The following is a 16,388-nucleotide window of genomic DNA, read 5'->3' as shown; positions in this document are numbered from 1 at the left end:
TTACTTTCTGCTTGACTGTCTCTAGGTCTAGATGAGGACAGGCTTGCGTTACTTGACTCCTGTACATTTATCTTTGCCAAAGTTCTCTCTATTTAATACTCTACTACCTCTGACCACAACTTAGTATAAATATTCAACTGTAAGGGCAATGGCTGGATATTTGGGCAATCAAACCGTAAAGTGCGCGATCGCTAAAAGAATTACTACAACTAGCTGTGATATTGCTGTAATCGGTATGGCTTGCCGTTTTCCTGGGGCGAATACTGTTGAGGAATTTTAGGAAAATTTATGTGATGGGGTGGAATCGATCTCATTTTTTAGCGATGAGGAAGTTTTAGCTTCAGGGGTAGATCCTCAACTATTAACTAATCCTAACTACGTTAAAGCCAAACCTGCGATCGCAGATATCGAGTTATTTGATGCAGAAATTTTGGCGTTGCGGAAAGAGTAATGATTGAGGCAGGAATAGGCAGTGTTCTGAACCGCAGGTAGTGCAACAACAATCTGAACAGAGTACTTAATCATTTCTATCGACTTGGAATAACAGAGTGTTTTAAGGGTGCAGGCGTGCCAAATAGTGCCTCAATCGTGTATTTTCCCCTTCCACACGTGTCATATAAGTCTTGCGCGTCTACGTGACCTGAGTCATCAATAAACTTTGGATAAACAGCATACCCATCTGTTACATCCAAAAAACTCTGCCAACATTTGACGACTGTCCATAATAGTTGAAACGTCACAGAACTACGAGCGCCGATTGTCCAAGCAATAATGCCAGCTTGCCAATGATTTATCGCAGTCCATAACCAAATTTTATCCTGTTTGCTGCCCACAAATGTTTGTAATTCATCTAGCTCGGTCATCTCTGGTTCTGCTTCCGGCTCTGGTACATCTGGCATTTTTTTATCCCGCTTCTGTTACCCACCCCATGACTGTAGGGTGGTGAATATCGGTCACTCGTTCAATACCTCGTAGTCCCATACCGTTCAAATCCATTTTGAGGCATAGTTGTTTTACATCACTTGACTATTGCCAAGGACGATATGACTCAAGAAACTGGCGACCGCACTGCTTCCACTTGTAGCACTGTCTGTCTTTACGATGTCCGTTCTTAACTGTCTGATTTGAGTTGCAATGACAACATTTCATACCTTCATTTTAGCAAAATATCATTACCCTTTCCGCAACGCCGAAATTTTTGCTACCGCATCTCCCAGCAAAGAGCAGTTTTTGCGCTCTATGGGAGTAAAACATATTATGAGCTCCCGGACGTTAGGTTTTGCCGATGAAGTGATGGAAATTACTCATGGTTTGGGTGTAGATATTGTCCTTAGTTGCCTTACGGGTGAATTTATCCCCAAAAGTCTCTCAGTTTTAGCTGATACCGGGAGGTTTGTAGAGATTGGAAAATTGGGAATTTGGCAAGCAAGTCAACTTGAGCAATTAAAGCCTGATGCGGCTTATTATGTTTTCGATTTATTGCAAGTAACTCAACAGCAGCGTGATTTAATCGCTTCCATGCTGCGCCAACTAATGCAGAAGTTTAAAGTCGGCGCACTTGTGCCACTCCCTTGTCAATTGTTCCCGCCTGAGCGAGTAGTAGATGCTTTTCGGTATATGCAACAAGCCAAACATATCGGTAAAATTGCGATCGCATACCATTGCCAAAATACTCGCCCTTGCCCAATTCGTAGCGATGGAACTTATTTAATTACTGGTGGTTTGGGGGATTTGGGTTTAATTGTCGCCAAGTTTTTAGTAGATAAAGGCGCAAAGTATTTAGTATGAGTAGGGCGCAACCCGCCTACAGTTGAAGTCAAAGAGCAGTTAAAAACTCAGTTTACAAATATAACCGTAGTTGTTGCCCAAGCCGATGTTGCTAATACTTCCCAACTTGCTCAAGTGCTTGCAGATATAGAATCTTTACCACCCTTACGCGGAATTATTCACGCGGCGGGAATTTTAGATCATGGCATTTTACAACAGCAAACTTGGGAAAGATTTGAAAAAGTGCTTGCTCCCAAAGTACAAGGCGCTTGGAATTTACACGTTTTAACTCGCAACTGTCCTCTAGACTTTTTTATCATGTTTTCTTCGGTAGCTTCTCTCCTCGGTTCGGCGGGACAAGCTAACTATAAGGGATGGGAACAATCAGCCCCCAACAAGGAATAGAAGTTTTGGAGCAATTGCTATCTTACTCAGGGTTTACTCAAGTAGGTGTAGTACCTATTAATTGGGCGCATTGGTGGCAAAAAAACTCTAAGTTTTATACCCAATTAGCAACATTGCCAGAAACTACGCCGTTGGTGCAGCCAAAAATCTGTAGGGATTTTTCACCAGAGCAATTAGAAAGCTTAGATAATACTACTCGCCACGAGCTAATAATTGAATACGTGCGATCGCAAGTTGCTAAAATTTTGGGGTTAAATTCTACTCATTCAGTAGACGTGCATCAAGGATTTACTGATTTGGGTATAGATTCTCTTACTTCTGTAGAGCTACGAAACCAACTACAAAGTAGTTTAGGCTGTACTCTACCCTCTACTTTGGCTTTGGATTATCCCACTGTCGCCAAACTCACTGATTATTTAGCTGAAAAATTGCTCCAAGACTCTAGTTTTGGTCTAAAAGAGAGTGGTGCAGACATCGATCTGACTGTATCCCAAATTCAGCAGCTTACAGACGCAGAAGCGGAAGCTTTGCTGCTAGACGAACTAGAAAACTTGCTGAAATAACACCCAACCATGACAAATCCCTTACTCAGCCTCAATTACGAACCCGCAATCGAATCCTTGGGCGATGAATACTACGACACCGTTGAAGCGGCGCAATTTCCCGAACAAATCTTACGTTTTCGCAACGACTCTGTATTACCTCTTTTAGGATTAGAGCCTCAAAACGTCACCGACAGCGATTTTGTTGAGGCTTTTGGTAAGTTTCAACGCCAGCCTTTACTAGCTTTACGCTATCACGGTTATCAATTTGGCTACTACAACCCCGATTTGGGTGATGGTAGAGGCTTCCTTTTCGGACAAGTACGCGGTACGGATGGAGAATTGTACGATTTTGGTACGAAAGGATCGGGTAAAACTCCTTACTCTCGCGGCGGTGATGGTAGACTCACGCTCAAAGGGGGAGTAAGGGAAGTATTGGCAACTGAGGCGCTGCATCAAACGGGCGTGCGGACTTCTCGCACTTTTAGTTTAGTGGAGACGGGGGAACAACTTTGGCGGGGAGATGAGCCGTCGCCAACGCGATCGTCAGTAATGGTACGATTTAGCAGATCGCATATTCGTTTTGGCACTTTTGAGCGACTTCATCACATCAATCGCCCAGATTTAACTCAAAAGCTATTAGACCATGTAATTGAATATTATTATCCAGACATTCACAATGAACCCGATCGATACGCACTTTTTTACGCTCAGTTAGTGGCTAGAATTGCCAAATTAGCCGCGCAATGGATGGCAGCAGGTTTTTGTCATGGCGTACTAAATACCGATAATATGTCTATTACTGGAGAAAGCTTTGACTATGGTCCTTATGCTTTTATTCCTAGCTACGATTTGCAATTTACAGCAGCTTATTTTGACCATTATCGGCGCTATAGTTACGGCAATCAACCAGATGTTTGTTGTACGAATTTAGAGGCATTGCAACAGCCTTTAGCCGCCGTTATTGATAGTAATGCTATGGCGCAAGGGTTAGCAAAGTTTTACGAATATTATGAGGTTGAGTACAAGCATTTGATGCTGAAAAAGTTAGGTTTTACGAGTCCAGATTTTCCCCAATCCGACGAGCTATTAGAAGTAACAATTCAACTTTTAAAAGATACTCAAATTGGCTATCACGACTTTTTTACTCAATTGCGATCGCGATTTACACCTAGTTGGAGAGAGCAAGCAGACAGCATATTTAACTTTGGGGATGTTCCAGCAGAGCTTTTATCAAAATGGCAAAACTTATATCAACAAAGCTTATCCAATCTTTCTATTGATGAGATGGAAAAAGTAGCCCATCAATTACAGCAAAGCAATCCTAAAACAACATTACTTCGACCAGTTATAGAATCAGTGTGGGAATCTATAGCTACCGAAGACAATTGGCAGCCTTTTAATGAATTAGTCAAGCGATTGCAAGCGGGAGAGTAAATAAAAACGAGAATTTGATTTATTTGCGATCGCTCTATTTCTGCAAGGAACATTGTAAGCGATCGCGTCTATCATAATTCATGCTTAAAAAATGTCATATTATATTTTCTTGGACTATAAACTTGATTGGCAGCAAAATAGGCATCTTGATATTCGCTCTAGTAAGGTTGTTGCGATCTTATAAGTCTTATCGCCACTTACTTACCATAGTAATCGCTGCTTCTGGATCTCCATTATCTAATCCCCTAGCGCCATGACAGTAAAGGTGGGTAGCGGTCAAGGAAATCGAACGATAGATGAGTAGACCCTGCACGTCCGCACCACCACATTGTTCTGCTGCTGTCCCGCGCGATTCACCTTACTCTACAACCTGGGTAATGCGCCATTCTTGCACTACAATACATGACCACAACAAGAAACCAATCAAGGATAATCCTGAAACTCCATCAAGCCAAATCAAGTTTGATTGCCGCAGGGATCGTTATCATGTCACGCGCTTAAGAGGAGAATTGACCATGACGCTTGCACTGTATCACGCTTCGAGTTCGCTCTGTTCTCAAACAGTAAAGCTAGTTTTGGCTGAGAAAAATCTGGAATTGAAAAGCCATTTAATCAACCTCCTGACCTTTGAGAACTTACAACCGAGCTATATGCGGCTCAATCCTAAAGGTGTTGTTCCGACCCTACTCCACGACGATCGAGTCATTACTGATTCCGCCGCGATCGTTCGATACCTAGATGAACAATTTCCCCATCCTCAATTAATTCCAGTTGAATTTGTATTGCAAGAAAAGATGAATAGCTGGATCGATCTGCAAAATCGATTTCCAATGCGAGAGGTGATGTACGGGAACTACCGAGGAATTGAAGGGGCTGTGTTGCGGCGCTCAGTTCAAATGAAAGCAAAACTTCTTCCTAAATTGATGCAAGCAAATCCAGAACTCAAAGAACTATATGCTATTAAGCTAGAGGACGTGAGGCAATGGAATTGCACGATTCAAAATGCAAGCGAGATTGCGAATCTCAATGCAAAACTCGAACCAATGTTGGAGCGACTAAAATCTCAATTAAGTCAAACAGCCTGACTATGCGGAGATAGTTATTCCTTAGCGGATACAACAGTATGGACAGCCGTTTTGAATCGGTTAGACGAGTTGAAAATCGGTCATTTGTGGCAAGATATTACACGTCCTGCCCTCAGTTCATATTTCAACCAACTTAGAGCGCGTCCTAGTTTCAACACAGCGATTCAAGAGGATAAAATGCCTTTGCCAATGGTTCTAGCAGGTTTACGAAAAGTCTTTCTAAGTATCTAATCGATGCCAGTAGCACTGCTTTGTCGTGCTGCCCACCTTAGTGTTCAACCACTGCCTATATTGGGTCATTCCGGTGTAGCACAGTTGTTGGGCTGCGGCGTACAGCTAGCGCGAAAATTTAGAACAAGTAGCCGAGCAGATCGACCATTCCGTCTTGCCAAGTTTGTTCGCTAATCTGCTTGACCATCATACAATCTGACATTAATTCCTCCCCTACACCAAGGGTTTGATGTTCATCAACCTTCATCCAACGACAAAGGTTTTCGACTCGTTGATATCCATTTTTAGCGTACAAACGAGAATCATCTGCAAATAAGATCAAAAAGTCAATCTTGCTCGTTTTGCTCAATTCTTCTATCTGCTGTAACAATGTCGTTGCAATTTTCTGCGATCGATAGGATGAGGATACACACAAATCAATCAGACCGAAGATTCGCGCTGGAGTTCCCGTGTTGGTAATCACTCGATGCTCGATGCCCATATGAGCAATCAAGTTCTCGCCTGCCCATACCAAGTAACGGAACTGCGGCAAAAGTTTGTAGTAACTCCGATCGAGTGGATAATCTGGAAACGATTCTACTAATAACTGATTCGCAAGCTTGTGGACTTCATCAGAAAGGTTGTACTCCAGAACAATTTCAATAAACATTAGGGGAGGAATAAGCAACAAAAATATTTTCTAATCTGCCATGGTTATTTATTGCGTTTCAAATCTCTTCCCGGCAGTTTGTAAATACTGCCCTCACCGATAACCTTTGCCATATCATCAACCAACTGACGAGTCCGCTTTTAACAGAATTGTTCTACTGCATCAACTACGCAAAACCTCCATTGACCCCTAAATTTTGTCTTTTTACCCATCGCACAGACTCGCTAGCCAAAAACAGAACGACGTGAGAAATATAGCTTTAAGAACGCCGGACATTAAAGCAACACCATTCTTTGCGCCGCCAAATAGTTGCAACAACCCAGCCATTTTCTTCTAAAGTATCTGCCACATCTGCCGCTTGGTCGAGCAATACACCACTAAAGATCCCCCATGTTGTTGGTTTGCAAAGCGCGCTTATTTGGGGAATTAAGCGAATAATTACTTCTGCCAAAATATTGCACATAATGCCATCTACCTGCTCATTATGAAGCAGCTTTTGTACTTGCTCTACACTACCCTTATCTACTAATAAGCGATCGCCTGCAATTTTATTCAACTCTCGGTTGCTAGTAGTAGATTCTACAGCTAATAAATCTGTATCTACGGCATAGACTTTACTCGCACCAAGTAGCAACGCGCCAATAGAAAGAATGCCCGAACCACAGCCAATGTCTGCTAATACTTCGCCTTGGGAATCTTGATCAATCCGCATTTCTAATGATTCCAAACATAGCTGAGTCGTTGCATGATTGCCCGTACCGAAAGCCATCCCCGGATCGAGAGTAAGAACTAAGCGCGTTGTATTTTCTGGTACTTCTATCCAAGCTGGATTAATCAAAAAATACTCGCCGATTTCCTCTGGTTGCCAGTAGTCTTTCCAACTACTTGCCCAATCTTCTTCATCTATCAATTGCCAGTGCATTGATGGCGTAGGTAGTTCGGCAATTAAAGCATCTTGCCTCAGCCACAATGACAGCGCTGCCAAGTCAAGTAGTTGAACTTGATTTCTGGGTAAATAAGCCTTTACTAAACTAGCAGCACCATTATTCTCACTCACTGTCCCTTGACAGCCGAACTTGTCCAAGCGCCAGAAAATCGATTCCTCTAAGCTTGAATCGCAATTAATTTGTAGTTCCCACCAACTATTTGCCATAAAGCATTAGCAATTAGCACGGCTATAAAGTGACTGTATACGCATCTCTAATTCCTGGAACTTTGATAATTTCCGCTAAGATTCCATCGGGTAATGGATCGTCTAAACTCAACACCATCACCGCATCGCCACGAACAATTTTACGTCCTACCTGCATACTGGCAATATTGACATTGAAGCTGCCTAGCAACGAGCCGATTTTACCAATGAGTCCTGGCATATCGCGGTGCAAAGTAAACAGCATATGTTGAGTTGGTGGGACGTTAATCGGAAATTCGTCAATATCTGTAATCCGAATTTCGCCATCTCCTAGTAGTGCGCCTGTAACCGAGTGAGCGCCTAACGAGCCTTTTGCTTCTAAGTACAAAGATCCGGCATAATCTCGGACCGCCGCATCCCGCGTTTCAATAACTCGTATTCCCCGCTCTTTTGCCTCAATACTAGCGTTTACATAATTTACCCGTTCGCGCAAAGCTTGGGAGAGCAAGCCTTTGAGCGATGCTACTACTAATGGCTGGCTTTTATTGGTTGCAAGTTCGCCTTGGAGTTTGACATTGAGCAACTCTACTCTCCCCCCTGCCAACTGACCGACAAACTTACCCAAAGTTTCAGCTAGTTGCATATAAGGTCGCAGTTCTTCCATTACATCCGGGCTAAGTCCGGGAATATTTACGGCGCTACGCGCTGGCAAGCCTAGCAATACGTCCCGAATTTGCTCGGCAACATCTATGGCTACGTTTACTTGCGCCTCGGCGGTAGATGCGCCCAAGTGCGGAGTCAAAATTGCTTGTTTGCCCAAGGCTTTGAGGGGCGACTCTCCCAAGGGTTCGGTTTCGTATACGTCTAAAGCCGCGCCGCCAATTTGCCCTTTTTCTAAAGCTTCAGCTAAAGCAATTTCGTCAATAATGCCGCCTCTAGCACAGTTAATAATTCGGGCGTTGGGCTTCATCTTAGCTAAAGCTTCGGCGTTGATGAGGTGAGTTGTTTCGGGAGTTTTGGGAATATGTAGGGTGATATAGTCCGCCTCTCGCAGGAGTAGATCCATATCTACCAAACGACAGCCTAACTGTTCGGCGCGTTCGTTGGAAATAAATGGATCGAAAGCAATTAATTTCATCCCCATGGCTTTAGCAACATTAGCGACATGAGAGCCAATTTTACCTAAACCCACAACTCCCAAAGTTTTTTTGTAAACTTCAGCGCCCACGTAGCTTTTGCGATCCCACTGTCCGCTTTTTACCGAAGTATTGGCATCAGGAATGTAGCGAGAGAGCGCCATCATCATCGCTAGAGCGTGTTCGGCGGCGGCGATTGTATTTCCTTCGGGGGAATTTACAACTACAATGCCTCGGCGCGTCGCGGCGGGTACATCGACATTATCTACCCCTACGCCAGCGCGTCCAATAATTTTTAGTTGGGTTCCCGCATCAATAATTTCTTTAGTAACGCGGCTACCAGAGCGGATCATTAGTGCGTCATACTCTGGAATGATTTGGATAAATTGTTCGGGCGATAAATTGGTCTTTATGTCAACGGTTGCAACTTGAGAGAGGATATCAATTCCAACTTGGTCGATGGGGTCAGATACAAGAACTTTGGGCATTTTTCTATAGGAAGTCGCGCTATACTTCTTTTTTACGGTGGGCTTTAATTTTTAACTTTAGCTTTGCTTGGTTCCGTATCAATACTTCAAAACTTGAAGATTGTTTGCATAACGAAAGTGCGATCGCTTTTAACGCTGCGCTAAAAGCGCAATCGCGCCCAAAGTCACGGCGGCACAAGCAATAATTGTTCCCGCCATAATTAAAATAACTATAGTTTAGGGCATACTCGCAGCAAGTTAAACTATAACCCAAAGCCGAAACCAGTAATCACAAAATCTATCGTATTTTATGAACTATCTTATCGCCGTAATGAGCGATCGCATTCAAGCTGAGACTGCCTATGTAGCTCTAGAAAAAGAAGGCATACCTTTAGCAAATGTCAGTATCTTGGGCAAGGGTTATAAAACGGCGGACGAGTTTGGTTTAATCGATCCCAATGCCGAAGCTAAAAAACAATCGCGTTTACTATCATTTTGGCTAGTACCTTTTGGGTTTATTGCTGGCGGAGCTTTTAATCTGCTGACAGGTTTAAATACTTTTCCTTGGGCGGGGAGCGTAGGTAATATTGTAATTGGCGCTCTTTTAGGTGCGGCTGGCGGTTTGATGGGCAGCTTTTTCGCGGGTGGTGGAGTGGGTTTAACTCTAGGTGGCGGCGACGCGCTTCCCTACCGCAATCGTCTAAATGCAGGCAAATATTTAGTAGTTGTCAAAGGATCAGATCTAGTTACTCGTCAAGCTAACCGAGTATTGCGACAGTTAGAGCCAGAAAACTTACAAGGATACAACGATCCTGACGAGCAGTAATAAAATTTATCTAGTTAATAGTTTTAAATGCTACCAAGAGAAGAAATTTTAAAAGGTGTAGAAAATCGAGACAGTATAGCGCGGGTAATCGATCGCGCCGAACAGTCAATTAAGACGTGGGAAGTTGTGTTAACAGACTTTCTGTCGCCTCCAGAACTTGCCGAACTCCAACGGGTGTTTAGCCGCTTGACAGAGGTGCAAATGGTAGCTTGGGGCGGGTACGAACAAGCCGAACGTCAAAGAGTTGCAATTGCCCGTGCGGAAATGCCTCTAGAACGCGAGCAGGTGGAGTTAGTAGCGCTAGAAATCGCTGGAAACTTCCTATTTGATACAGCGACGCACCGCGACTTTTTGGGGGCGATGTTGGGGACGGGAATTGTCCGCGAGAAGACGGGAGATGTTATTGTATTGGGCGAACGGGGGGCGCAGGCGATCGTTGCGCCTGAATTAGGAGAATTTTTAGAAATGAGCTTACAGCAGGTGCGTTCTGTCCCGGTGAAAACTCAGCGTATCGATTTAAGCGAGTTAAAAATTAGAGAACCCAAAAAAAAGGCATCAACGACTGTTGAAGCTTCTTTACGGTTAGATGCGATCGCATCTGCGGGTTTTGGAATGTCTCGCAGCAAAATGTCGGACTTAATTGATGGCGGCGATGTGCGCGTCAATTGGAAAGATGTTACTCAAGCAAGTTATCAAGTCAAGTCTGGCGATTTGATTGCTATTAGCGGTAAGGGGAGATTGGAAGTCGGCGAAATTGCTGTAACTAAAAAAGAACGTTATCGCATCCAACTCACTCGCTATATGTAAGTAACAAATACACATAGGCAAAATATTTCCAGCGTTGGGTTGAGCCAATAGCTATAAGCCTGGGGTTCTAACCCTAGGCTGATTGAAAGGAAACTAACTAAGCTTTAGATTTATTGTTTATACCTGTTCCTAGAATAGTTTTCCACAAATTTATTAAGGCTTCTCTCGGTAAAAATCGCGGGATATTTACAAGCACTTGATTTCTAATATCTCCAGGTACAAGCGTAGAACGATCGCTTTTCAATGCTTCTAAAGCTTCACGCACTATTACTTCTGGAGGAGTAGAATTTGCTTCGGCGGCTTTCGCTAAAAAGCTCGGAAACTCCGCATCTGCAAAAAAGCTCGTAGGCGATGGACCCGGACAAACGGCAAGAATGTTAACGTTGTAGCTACGATTTTCTGCCCACAAAGCCTCGCTAAAACTCAATACAAAAGCTTTACTAGCAGCGTAAACCGTAAAGTATGGCATTGGTTGAAAAGCAGCGCTCGAGGCCATATTGATTATCCCTCCAGAACGGCGATCGCGCATTCCTGGTAAGAAGTGGTGCGTTAAGTCTACTAATGCCAATATATTTAGTTGAACTATCTTTACTTGTTTTTCGCCATCGCGCTCGGCAAAATCACCGTAGTCACCAAAACCAGCATTATTAACCAATAAATCGATGGTTATTCCTTTTTGATTTACCTTGTCAAATACATCTTGCGCCGCGTTTGGGGCAGTCAAGTCTTGAACAATAACATCTACGTCAATTGTGTACTGTGATCGCAAGTTTTGTGCCAATAATTGCAGCTTTTCTTCCGAACGTGCTACCAAAACTAAATTCATTTGCTTTTGTGCTAGTTCTTGGGCGAAAATTTCCCCAATCCCCGCCGAAGCTCCAGTAATCAAAGCAGTTTTCATTGACTAATCTTGTTTAAACTTTTTAAATCTTAACAATTTATTCTAGAAAAATACTCTATCAACAGTCGTGGAGTTGAGCCTAAAACAACGTTCTAATAAAATCGTACAAATGATGTGCTAGTTCCAGTTTGCTACAAGCAGGAATTTCTACTTGACGATTTTGAGCATCTATAAAAACTGCGCTATTAGAATCGCTACCAAAACCACTATTGGGTAAATCGATGGGGTTAGATGCGATCGCATCTAATTTTTTTGCCTGCAATTTCTGCAAGGCTGGCGTGACAATATCTCCCGTCTGGGCGGCAAAACCTATCAAACGCTGATGCGGCTGCTTTAAGTGTCCTAATTGCGCTACTATATCCCCAACAAATTCTAGAGGTAAGCTTTGAGGTAGCGACTTTTTAGGCAACTTTTCGCTGCTGTAATTTGCAGGCTTTACATCTGCCACCGCCGCCGCCATTATTGTAATATCGGCGTTAGCAAAATTAGTTAACATTGCTTGGCGCATTTCGTCAGCGCTTACTACCGCAATTGTCTGTACCCCTGAAGGGATATCGCCGCTAATAGGGGCGTGAACTAGCGTTACTATTGCGCCTCTACTTAATGCAGCTTGGGCTAAAGCTAAACCCATTTTCCCTGTAGATGGATTGCCAATAAACCGGACAGGATCTAAATATTCTCGCGTTCCACCCGCACTAATTAATACTCGTTTTCCGAGCAAGTCTCGCTGTCCTTTTGCGTACAAAAGCGATCGCAAATGAGTATTAATCTCCCCAGGTTCTGCCATGCGCCCCGCGCCCACGCGATCGCAAGCTAACAAGCCATGCCCGGTTTCCATACCATAATATCGGCTATCCGTTAATAATTGCTGCCAGTTGCGCTGTACTGATAATTGCTGCCACATTTCTGTATTCATGGCAGGGGCAAGTAAAATTGGACAATTAGAAGCTAAAACGGTATTAGTAAGTAGATTATCTGCCATACCGTGAGCTAATTTAGCAAGAGTATTGGCTGTCAAAGGTGCAACAACTAAAACTTCCGCCCATTCACCCAAATCTATATGTAGAGGGCGATGGTGGGTTGATTGCCAGAAATCTTTATCGGTATAAGCTGGATGACGGGCAAGAGTAGCTAAAGTTAGCGGCGTAATGAATTGTTGGGCGGAATTAGTGAGAATTACCCGTACTTCCGCCCCAGCTTTGAATAGCGTCGATACAAGTTCGCAAACTTTGTAAGCCGCAATACCGCCGCCTACGCCAATTAAAATTTTCCTACCGAGCATTTACGACTCGTCGTAAGGATCTATGTCTAATAAATAAACGAAAGGCTCTACCAATTCTGGACGCTGAAAGGCGATCGCTCTAAGTAAATGCCAATCGTTTAATCCGTCAAAAGCATTTGTATAATTATCTTGCTCTAGACGTAAAGCTAAGTCTTCCACTTCCTCCGCAGACATGACGGCAATGTCTTGTTTGGAAATGCTTAAAGTTTCTACCATTGCTTGCGCCTCCAGCAACATTTAAGTGCAGCAGATAGCGTCGCATTGCTGCAACTACCGTATCTATTTTAGTTGGATAAGTGGAATTGTGTAATTAAATTGTCACTGTTATTTATAACTACACCGAGGTTAAAACGACTTCGCTGGCATTACTGACTTTTGCCTCTGCTTGAGTGCAGTATACTTCGCAGGAATTATTGGGACTTTCTATCAGCTTAATTTTATGCAACTGCGCTCCCAATTGCTCAAGAGGCGATCGCAATAAGTCCCGAATGCGGACGGCAATATTTTCCGCCGTTGGTACTATTTGGGCAAAGTAAGCAATATCTTTATTCAAAAAAGTATGATCGAATGGCTCAACTACTTGCTCGTCGATAGCTGCTTGCAAAGCACCTAAGTCAACTAACATCCCTGTTCTAGAATCTATTTCGCCTTTTACGGTTACTTCTAGATGGTAATTATGACCGTGACCGTTGGGACGAGCGCATTTGCCATAAATTTCGACATTTTCCTCGTAACTAAGGTCAGGATGCGCCAGACGATGAGCGGCGCTAAAGTGAGTGCTGATAGTTAGATAAGCTTCCATACCGTTTCCTTGATAATCTGCCCAAAGTTGAGGGTGTTCAAATAGTTGAATATTGACTAGAGGTAAATGAGACTCTAGCTTTTGCCAGATAATTCGGGCAATATTTTCGGTAGTCGGCAGAGTTTGTTGAAATTCTGACCAAGCATCATTCAGGTAGGAATAGTCTAAATAGTCGGTAACTTCGCGCTTAATTACCTGCTTGACTTCCGACAAATTCATCACCATACCGTAGCGATCTAGTTCTCCGGTGATCGCTACATACAACACATAATTATGTCCATGTCCGGGAGAGCGGGTACATAAGCCAAAGCGTTGAATATTTTCAGCTTCGCTTAATTGGGGCAACCAATAGCGATGGCTGGCAGAAAATTGAGCGCGGCGATTGACAATACATTGCATGAGTATTTAGACGCAGTTTGTAAAAAATCTTAACCTACCTACTTAAAGCATAAAGCAAGTCTGATTTAACCTACTAGCCCAAAACTAAGATTTTAGGCAAAGTCAGCTAAAGCAGCTTGTACGTCTTCATGCAAAGACGCAGCAATGCGGAACAATTCTTGACCAACATGAAGATAGCGATCGTCGTAGTTGAGGGGAAAGTAGTTTAATTCGTCTAGCCCATCACCTAAATGATTGAGACAGTAGTAAAGATGGGCGGCGGCACTAGCTACAATTGGCGGATTGGGCATTGAGCGAAAAATACTTTGCGCTTCTTTAAGAAAATCGCAGCAATTTTTGAGATAGTCTTGGAATCCTTCTAGCAATTCGTCATCGAAAGGATCTGCCGCAAGTTCGTCAATTTGTTCGTCTAAGGAATTAAGAATGCCAAGCAATAGCTGATTTACAGGTTGATAAACTTGTTGTAGCCATGTTTGGACTTGCTCGTCTGCTGCCCTACCTCTTTTGCGAGAAGCGCGATCGCTTTTTGCCGAAGTTGGGGATTTTGCAAACGGATTACTTTGAACTTTACTAGCGTTCAATTGGCGATCGTACGATCGCCGATTAGCCATATCTTTAAGTACTTCATAAGCCGCATTAATCCGAATAATCTCTTGGCAATCATTTGTTGCCTGATGGCTATCAGGATGAAACTGCTTGACCAGACGGCGATAAGCCTGCTTAATCTCCGCACCTGTGGCATTAGGAAGCACCTGGAGGGTGTCGTAGTGGTTGTTTAGATCTGCCATTTCACCACTTTAGCGCAAGAGCGAGGGCAAAATAATCGAGTATATTGCCCTCTTAGTTTTACTCTCTACTTCCTGCTATTGCCGGAACTCGCGGCTCCAAATCTTGAAATAATGGAGTGCTTAAGTAGCGTTCGCCAAAACTCGGCTGAATCATCACAATCAATTTTCCGGCGTTTTCTGGACGCTGGGCAACAACGATCGCCGCCCGTAATGCTGCACCGGAGGAAACACCCGAAAGCAACCCTTCTTCCCGTGCCAAACGCCGACCGTAAGCAATCGACTCATCATCGCTAACTTTGATTACTTCATCAATCATGTTCACATTCAAAACTTGGGGAATAAAACCTGCGCCAATGCCTTGAATTTTGTGCGGTCCGGGGTTGCCTCCCGATAAAACTGGGCTATTGACGGGTTCAACGGCGATCGCTTTGAAGCTAGGCTTTTTGGTCTTAAGAACCTCTGCAACCCCCGTGATCGTTCCCCCAGTGCCTACTCCGGCGACAATCATATCTACTTGTCCGTCTGTATCTTCCCAAATTTCTAGGGCAGTAGTTTCGCGGTGAATTTGGGCATTTGCGGGGTTGCGGAACTGCTGCAACATATAAGCATTTGGTGTTGTATCCACAATTGCTTGCGCCCGCCGAATTGCCCCGCTCATACCTTCAATGCCTGGAGTGAGTTCTAATTCGGCTCCATAAGCGCGCAACATTGCCCTGCGCTCGCCGCTCATGGTATCGGGCATGGTCAAAATCAAACGATATCCTCTAGCGGCGGCTGCCATTGCTAGAGCGATTCCTGTATTTCCTGAAGTTGGTTCTACTAATATTGTCTTTCCAGGAGCGATTAATTGTTCCTGTTCGGCGGCATTAATCATACTCACCCCAATTCGATCTTTAACGGAGGCGGAAGGATTCATGCTCTCAAGCTTTACCACAATTTGGGCTACACATCCCTCAGCTTGGGGAATGTGGTTTAACTGCACTAAAGGAGTGCGACCGACTAATTCTGTAATATCGCGAGCAATACGCATAGTCTTAGTTAGTTGTGTAATCGATGGGTTCAACAGCAAACAAAAAATTCAAACCAAAAATTGGTGCAAAGGTAAAAACGCCCCCTTTTATATGTAGTACATTAAATTCACTTGCTTTCTAGCAGAGCGGCGATCGCAAAGCTCTTGAAGCGTGTAATTTTGTAAAACTAAATCCGCCGCTTGCCGTGCTTCTACCCAGATTTCTTGAATTATTGCACTTTCTAATGTTTTGGGATTCGCTTCTTCTTCAGGCGAATTAGAGTTTAATCCCTCCAAGCATCCCATCACCTCCAATAGGGTAATTTTCCAGGGTTCTCTTGACAAGATGTAACCACCTTTTGCCCCACGTTGACTCTTTACTATTCCCCCACGCCTTAAGGTTGCAAGTAGCTGTTCCAAGTAGCGATCGGGTATATTTTGTTCTGCTGCAATTTGCCGAATTTGCAGAGGTTCGCCACCAGCGTAATGAGTTGCTAGTTCTAGAAGGGCAAGCAAGGCATATTCAGATTTACAAGAGATATCCACAGGCAAAAATGAGCGCGAAAGATAATTAAAATTGTTATCGGCTTTACGCTCATTATACTACGGTTCTCCACTGGGGTTTGCTAGTTTTGCTAAAAATAGTAATTGTTCTTTGATTAAAGAACTTTTGTCTCTACTAGCAAAGAAAAACCCCGCCTCTAAGCGGGGTTTTGAGCATTC

At 43.6% G+C, this 16,388-nt stretch carries 19 protein-coding genes and 2 pseudogenes; 9 read left to right on the top strand and 12 right to left on the bottom strand.

Going from position 1 to position 16,388, the window contains the following annotated elements:
- The first annotated feature begins 148 nt into the window (after positions 1 to 148).
- Positions 149 to 280 (top strand): beta-ketoacyl synthase N-terminal-like domain-containing protein, encoded by a 132-nt coding sequence (locus tag AC2VE5_RS10700; RefSeq protein WP_486887734.1) that lies wholly within the window; start codon positions 149 to 151, stop codon positions 278 to 280.
- 18 nt (positions 281 to 298) lie between these two features.
- Positions 299 to 451 carry a hypothetical protein gene (locus AC2VE5_RS10695; protein ID WP_486887737.1) on the top strand — a complete coding sequence of 51 codons (153 nt, stop codon included), beginning with the start codon at positions 299 to 301 and terminating at the stop codon, positions 449 to 451.
- On the opposite strand, the pseudogene AC2VE5_RS10690 reads toward AC2VE5_RS10695, so the two are convergent.
- Positions 381 to 1,149, bottom strand: a pseudogene (locus tag AC2VE5_RS10690) (IS1 family transposase). The gene AC2VE5_RS10695 and the pseudogene AC2VE5_RS10690 overlap by 71 nt on opposite strands.
- On the opposite strand from AC2VE5_RS10690, the pseudogene AC2VE5_RS10685 reads away from it, so the two are divergent.
- The 3 genes and pseudogenes from AC2VE5_RS10685 to AC2VE5_RS10675 all read left to right on the top strand — a co-directional run bounded on the left by AC2VE5_RS10685 (position 1,135) and on the right by AC2VE5_RS10675 (position 4,151).
- A pseudogene (locus AC2VE5_RS10685) lies at positions 1,135 to 2,172 on the top strand (SDR family NAD(P)-dependent oxidoreductase). The pseudogenes AC2VE5_RS10690 and AC2VE5_RS10685 sit on opposite strands and share 15 nt — an antisense overlap.
- Entirely contained in the window at positions 2,142 to 2,735 is a 594-nt protein-coding gene (locus tag AC2VE5_RS10680) for an acyl carrier protein (protein WP_486887733.1), read from the top strand. Before AC2VE5_RS10685 ends, AC2VE5_RS10680 begins: the two are co-directional and overlap by 31 nt.
- A 9-nt stretch (positions 2,736 to 2,744) precedes the next feature.
- A complete protein-coding gene (locus AC2VE5_RS10675) occupies positions 2,745 to 4,151 on the top strand; it encodes a protein adenylyltransferase SelO (protein ID WP_486887732.1) in 1,407 nt (468 codons plus the stop codon).
- 187 nt (positions 4,152 to 4,338) lie between these two features.
- Here AC2VE5_RS10675 and AC2VE5_RS10670 read toward each other — a convergent pair whose 3' ends face one another.
- Positions 4,339 to 4,464, bottom strand: a complete 126-nt coding sequence (locus AC2VE5_RS10670) for a hypothetical protein (RefSeq protein ID WP_486887731.1) — start codon at positions 4,462 to 4,464, stop codon at positions 4,339 to 4,341.
- A 202-nt stretch (positions 4,465 to 4,666) separates the two neighbouring features.
- Here AC2VE5_RS10670 and AC2VE5_RS10665 point away from each other — a divergent pair, with 202 nt between their 5' ends.
- The gene (locus AC2VE5_RS10665) at positions 4,667 to 5,236 is read left to right on the top strand and encodes a glutathione S-transferase family protein (RefSeq protein WP_486887730.1); all 570 of its coding nucleotides are present in this window, start codon (positions 4,667 to 4,669) and stop codon (positions 5,234 to 5,236) included.
- Positions 5,237 to 5,287: 51 nt separating this feature from the next.
- A complete protein-coding gene (locus tag AC2VE5_RS10660; protein WP_486887729.1) occupies positions 5,288 to 5,467 on the top strand; it encodes a hypothetical protein in 180 nt (59 codons plus the stop codon).
- A 118-nt stretch (positions 5,468 to 5,585) separates the two neighbouring features.
- Here the strand turns inward: AC2VE5_RS10660 and AC2VE5_RS10655 are convergent, their stop codons facing one another.
- From AC2VE5_RS10655 to serA, 3 genes are all read right to left on the bottom strand, one after another.
- Complete coding sequence (locus tag AC2VE5_RS10655) at positions 5,586 to 6,116, bottom strand: GNAT family N-acetyltransferase (RefSeq protein ID WP_486887728.1); 531 nt, start codon at positions 6,114 to 6,116, stop codon at positions 5,586 to 5,588.
- 259 nt (positions 6,117 to 6,375) lie between these two features.
- Positions 6,376 to 7,269: a 50S ribosomal protein L11 methyltransferase gene (gene prmA, locus AC2VE5_RS10650; protein ID WP_486887727.1), complete on the bottom strand. Its 894-nt coding sequence runs from the start codon at positions 7,267 to 7,269 to the stop codon at positions 6,376 to 6,378.
- Between the two features lie 22 nt (positions 7,270 to 7,291).
- Positions 7,292 to 8,872 carry a phosphoglycerate dehydrogenase gene (gene serA, locus AC2VE5_RS10645; protein ID WP_486887726.1) on the bottom strand — a complete coding sequence of 527 codons (1,581 nt, stop codon included), beginning with the start codon at positions 8,870 to 8,872 and terminating at the stop codon, positions 7,292 to 7,294.
- A 289-nt stretch (positions 8,873 to 9,161) separates the two neighbouring features.
- Between serA and AC2VE5_RS10640 the strand changes: the two genes are divergently transcribed.
- Together AC2VE5_RS10640 and AC2VE5_RS10635 are read left to right on the top strand one after the other, a co-directional pair.
- A complete protein-coding gene (locus tag AC2VE5_RS10640; protein ID WP_486887725.1) occupies positions 9,162 to 9,677 on the top strand; it encodes a hypothetical protein in 516 nt (171 codons plus the stop codon).
- 27 nt (positions 9,678 to 9,704) lie between these two features.
- The gene (locus tag AC2VE5_RS10635; protein WP_486887724.1) at positions 9,705 to 10,484 is read left to right on the top strand and encodes a photosystem II electron transport protein, Sll1252 family; all 780 of its coding nucleotides are present in this window, start codon (positions 9,705 to 9,707) and stop codon (positions 10,482 to 10,484) included.
- 97 nt (positions 10,485 to 10,581) lie between these two features.
- Here AC2VE5_RS10635 and AC2VE5_RS10630 read toward each other — a convergent pair whose 3' ends face one another.
- The 7 genes from AC2VE5_RS10630 to AC2VE5_RS10600 form a co-directional block, all read right to left on the bottom strand.
- The gene (locus AC2VE5_RS10630; protein WP_486887723.1) at positions 10,582 to 11,385 is read right to left on the bottom strand and encodes an SDR family NAD(P)-dependent oxidoreductase; all 804 of its coding nucleotides are present in this window, start codon (positions 11,383 to 11,385) and stop codon (positions 10,582 to 10,584) included.
- Positions 11,386 to 11,464: 79 nt separating this feature from the next.
- Entirely contained in the window at positions 11,465 to 12,667 is a 1,203-nt protein-coding gene (coaBC, locus tag AC2VE5_RS10625; RefSeq protein ID WP_486887722.1) for a bifunctional phosphopantothenoylcysteine decarboxylase/phosphopantothenate--cysteine ligase CoaBC, read from the bottom strand.
- Positions 12,668 to 12,883: a protein IsiD gene (gene isiD / locus AC2VE5_RS10620; protein ID WP_486887721.1), complete on the bottom strand. Its 216-nt coding sequence runs from the start codon at positions 12,881 to 12,883 to the stop codon at positions 12,668 to 12,670.
- Positions 12,884 to 13,001: 118 nt separating this feature from the next.
- Positions 13,002 to 13,868 carry a 6-carboxytetrahydropterin synthase gene (locus tag AC2VE5_RS10615; protein ID WP_486887720.1) on the bottom strand — a complete coding sequence of 289 codons (867 nt, stop codon included), beginning with the start codon at positions 13,866 to 13,868 and terminating at the stop codon, positions 13,002 to 13,004.
- A gap of 92 nt (positions 13,869 to 13,960) precedes the next feature.
- Positions 13,961 to 14,656, bottom strand: a complete 696-nt coding sequence (locus tag AC2VE5_RS10610) for a J domain-containing protein (RefSeq protein WP_486887719.1) — start codon at positions 14,654 to 14,656, stop codon at positions 13,961 to 13,963.
- A gap of 58 nt (positions 14,657 to 14,714) precedes the next feature.
- Complete coding sequence (gene cysK / locus AC2VE5_RS10605) at positions 14,715 to 15,686, bottom strand: cysteine synthase A (protein WP_486887718.1); 972 nt, start codon at positions 15,684 to 15,686, stop codon at positions 14,715 to 14,717.
- A gap of 87 nt (positions 15,687 to 15,773) precedes the next feature.
- Positions 15,774 to 16,211: an RrF2 family transcriptional regulator gene (locus AC2VE5_RS10600; protein ID WP_486887717.1), complete on the bottom strand. Its 438-nt coding sequence runs from the start codon at positions 16,209 to 16,211 to the stop codon at positions 15,774 to 15,776.
- Positions 16,212 to 16,388: the final 177 nt, after the last annotated feature.

It is taken from the genome of Aliterella sp. E5.1 (genome assembly GCF_057473825.1).
This window is presented reverse-complemented; position numbering and strand designations above follow the sequence as displayed.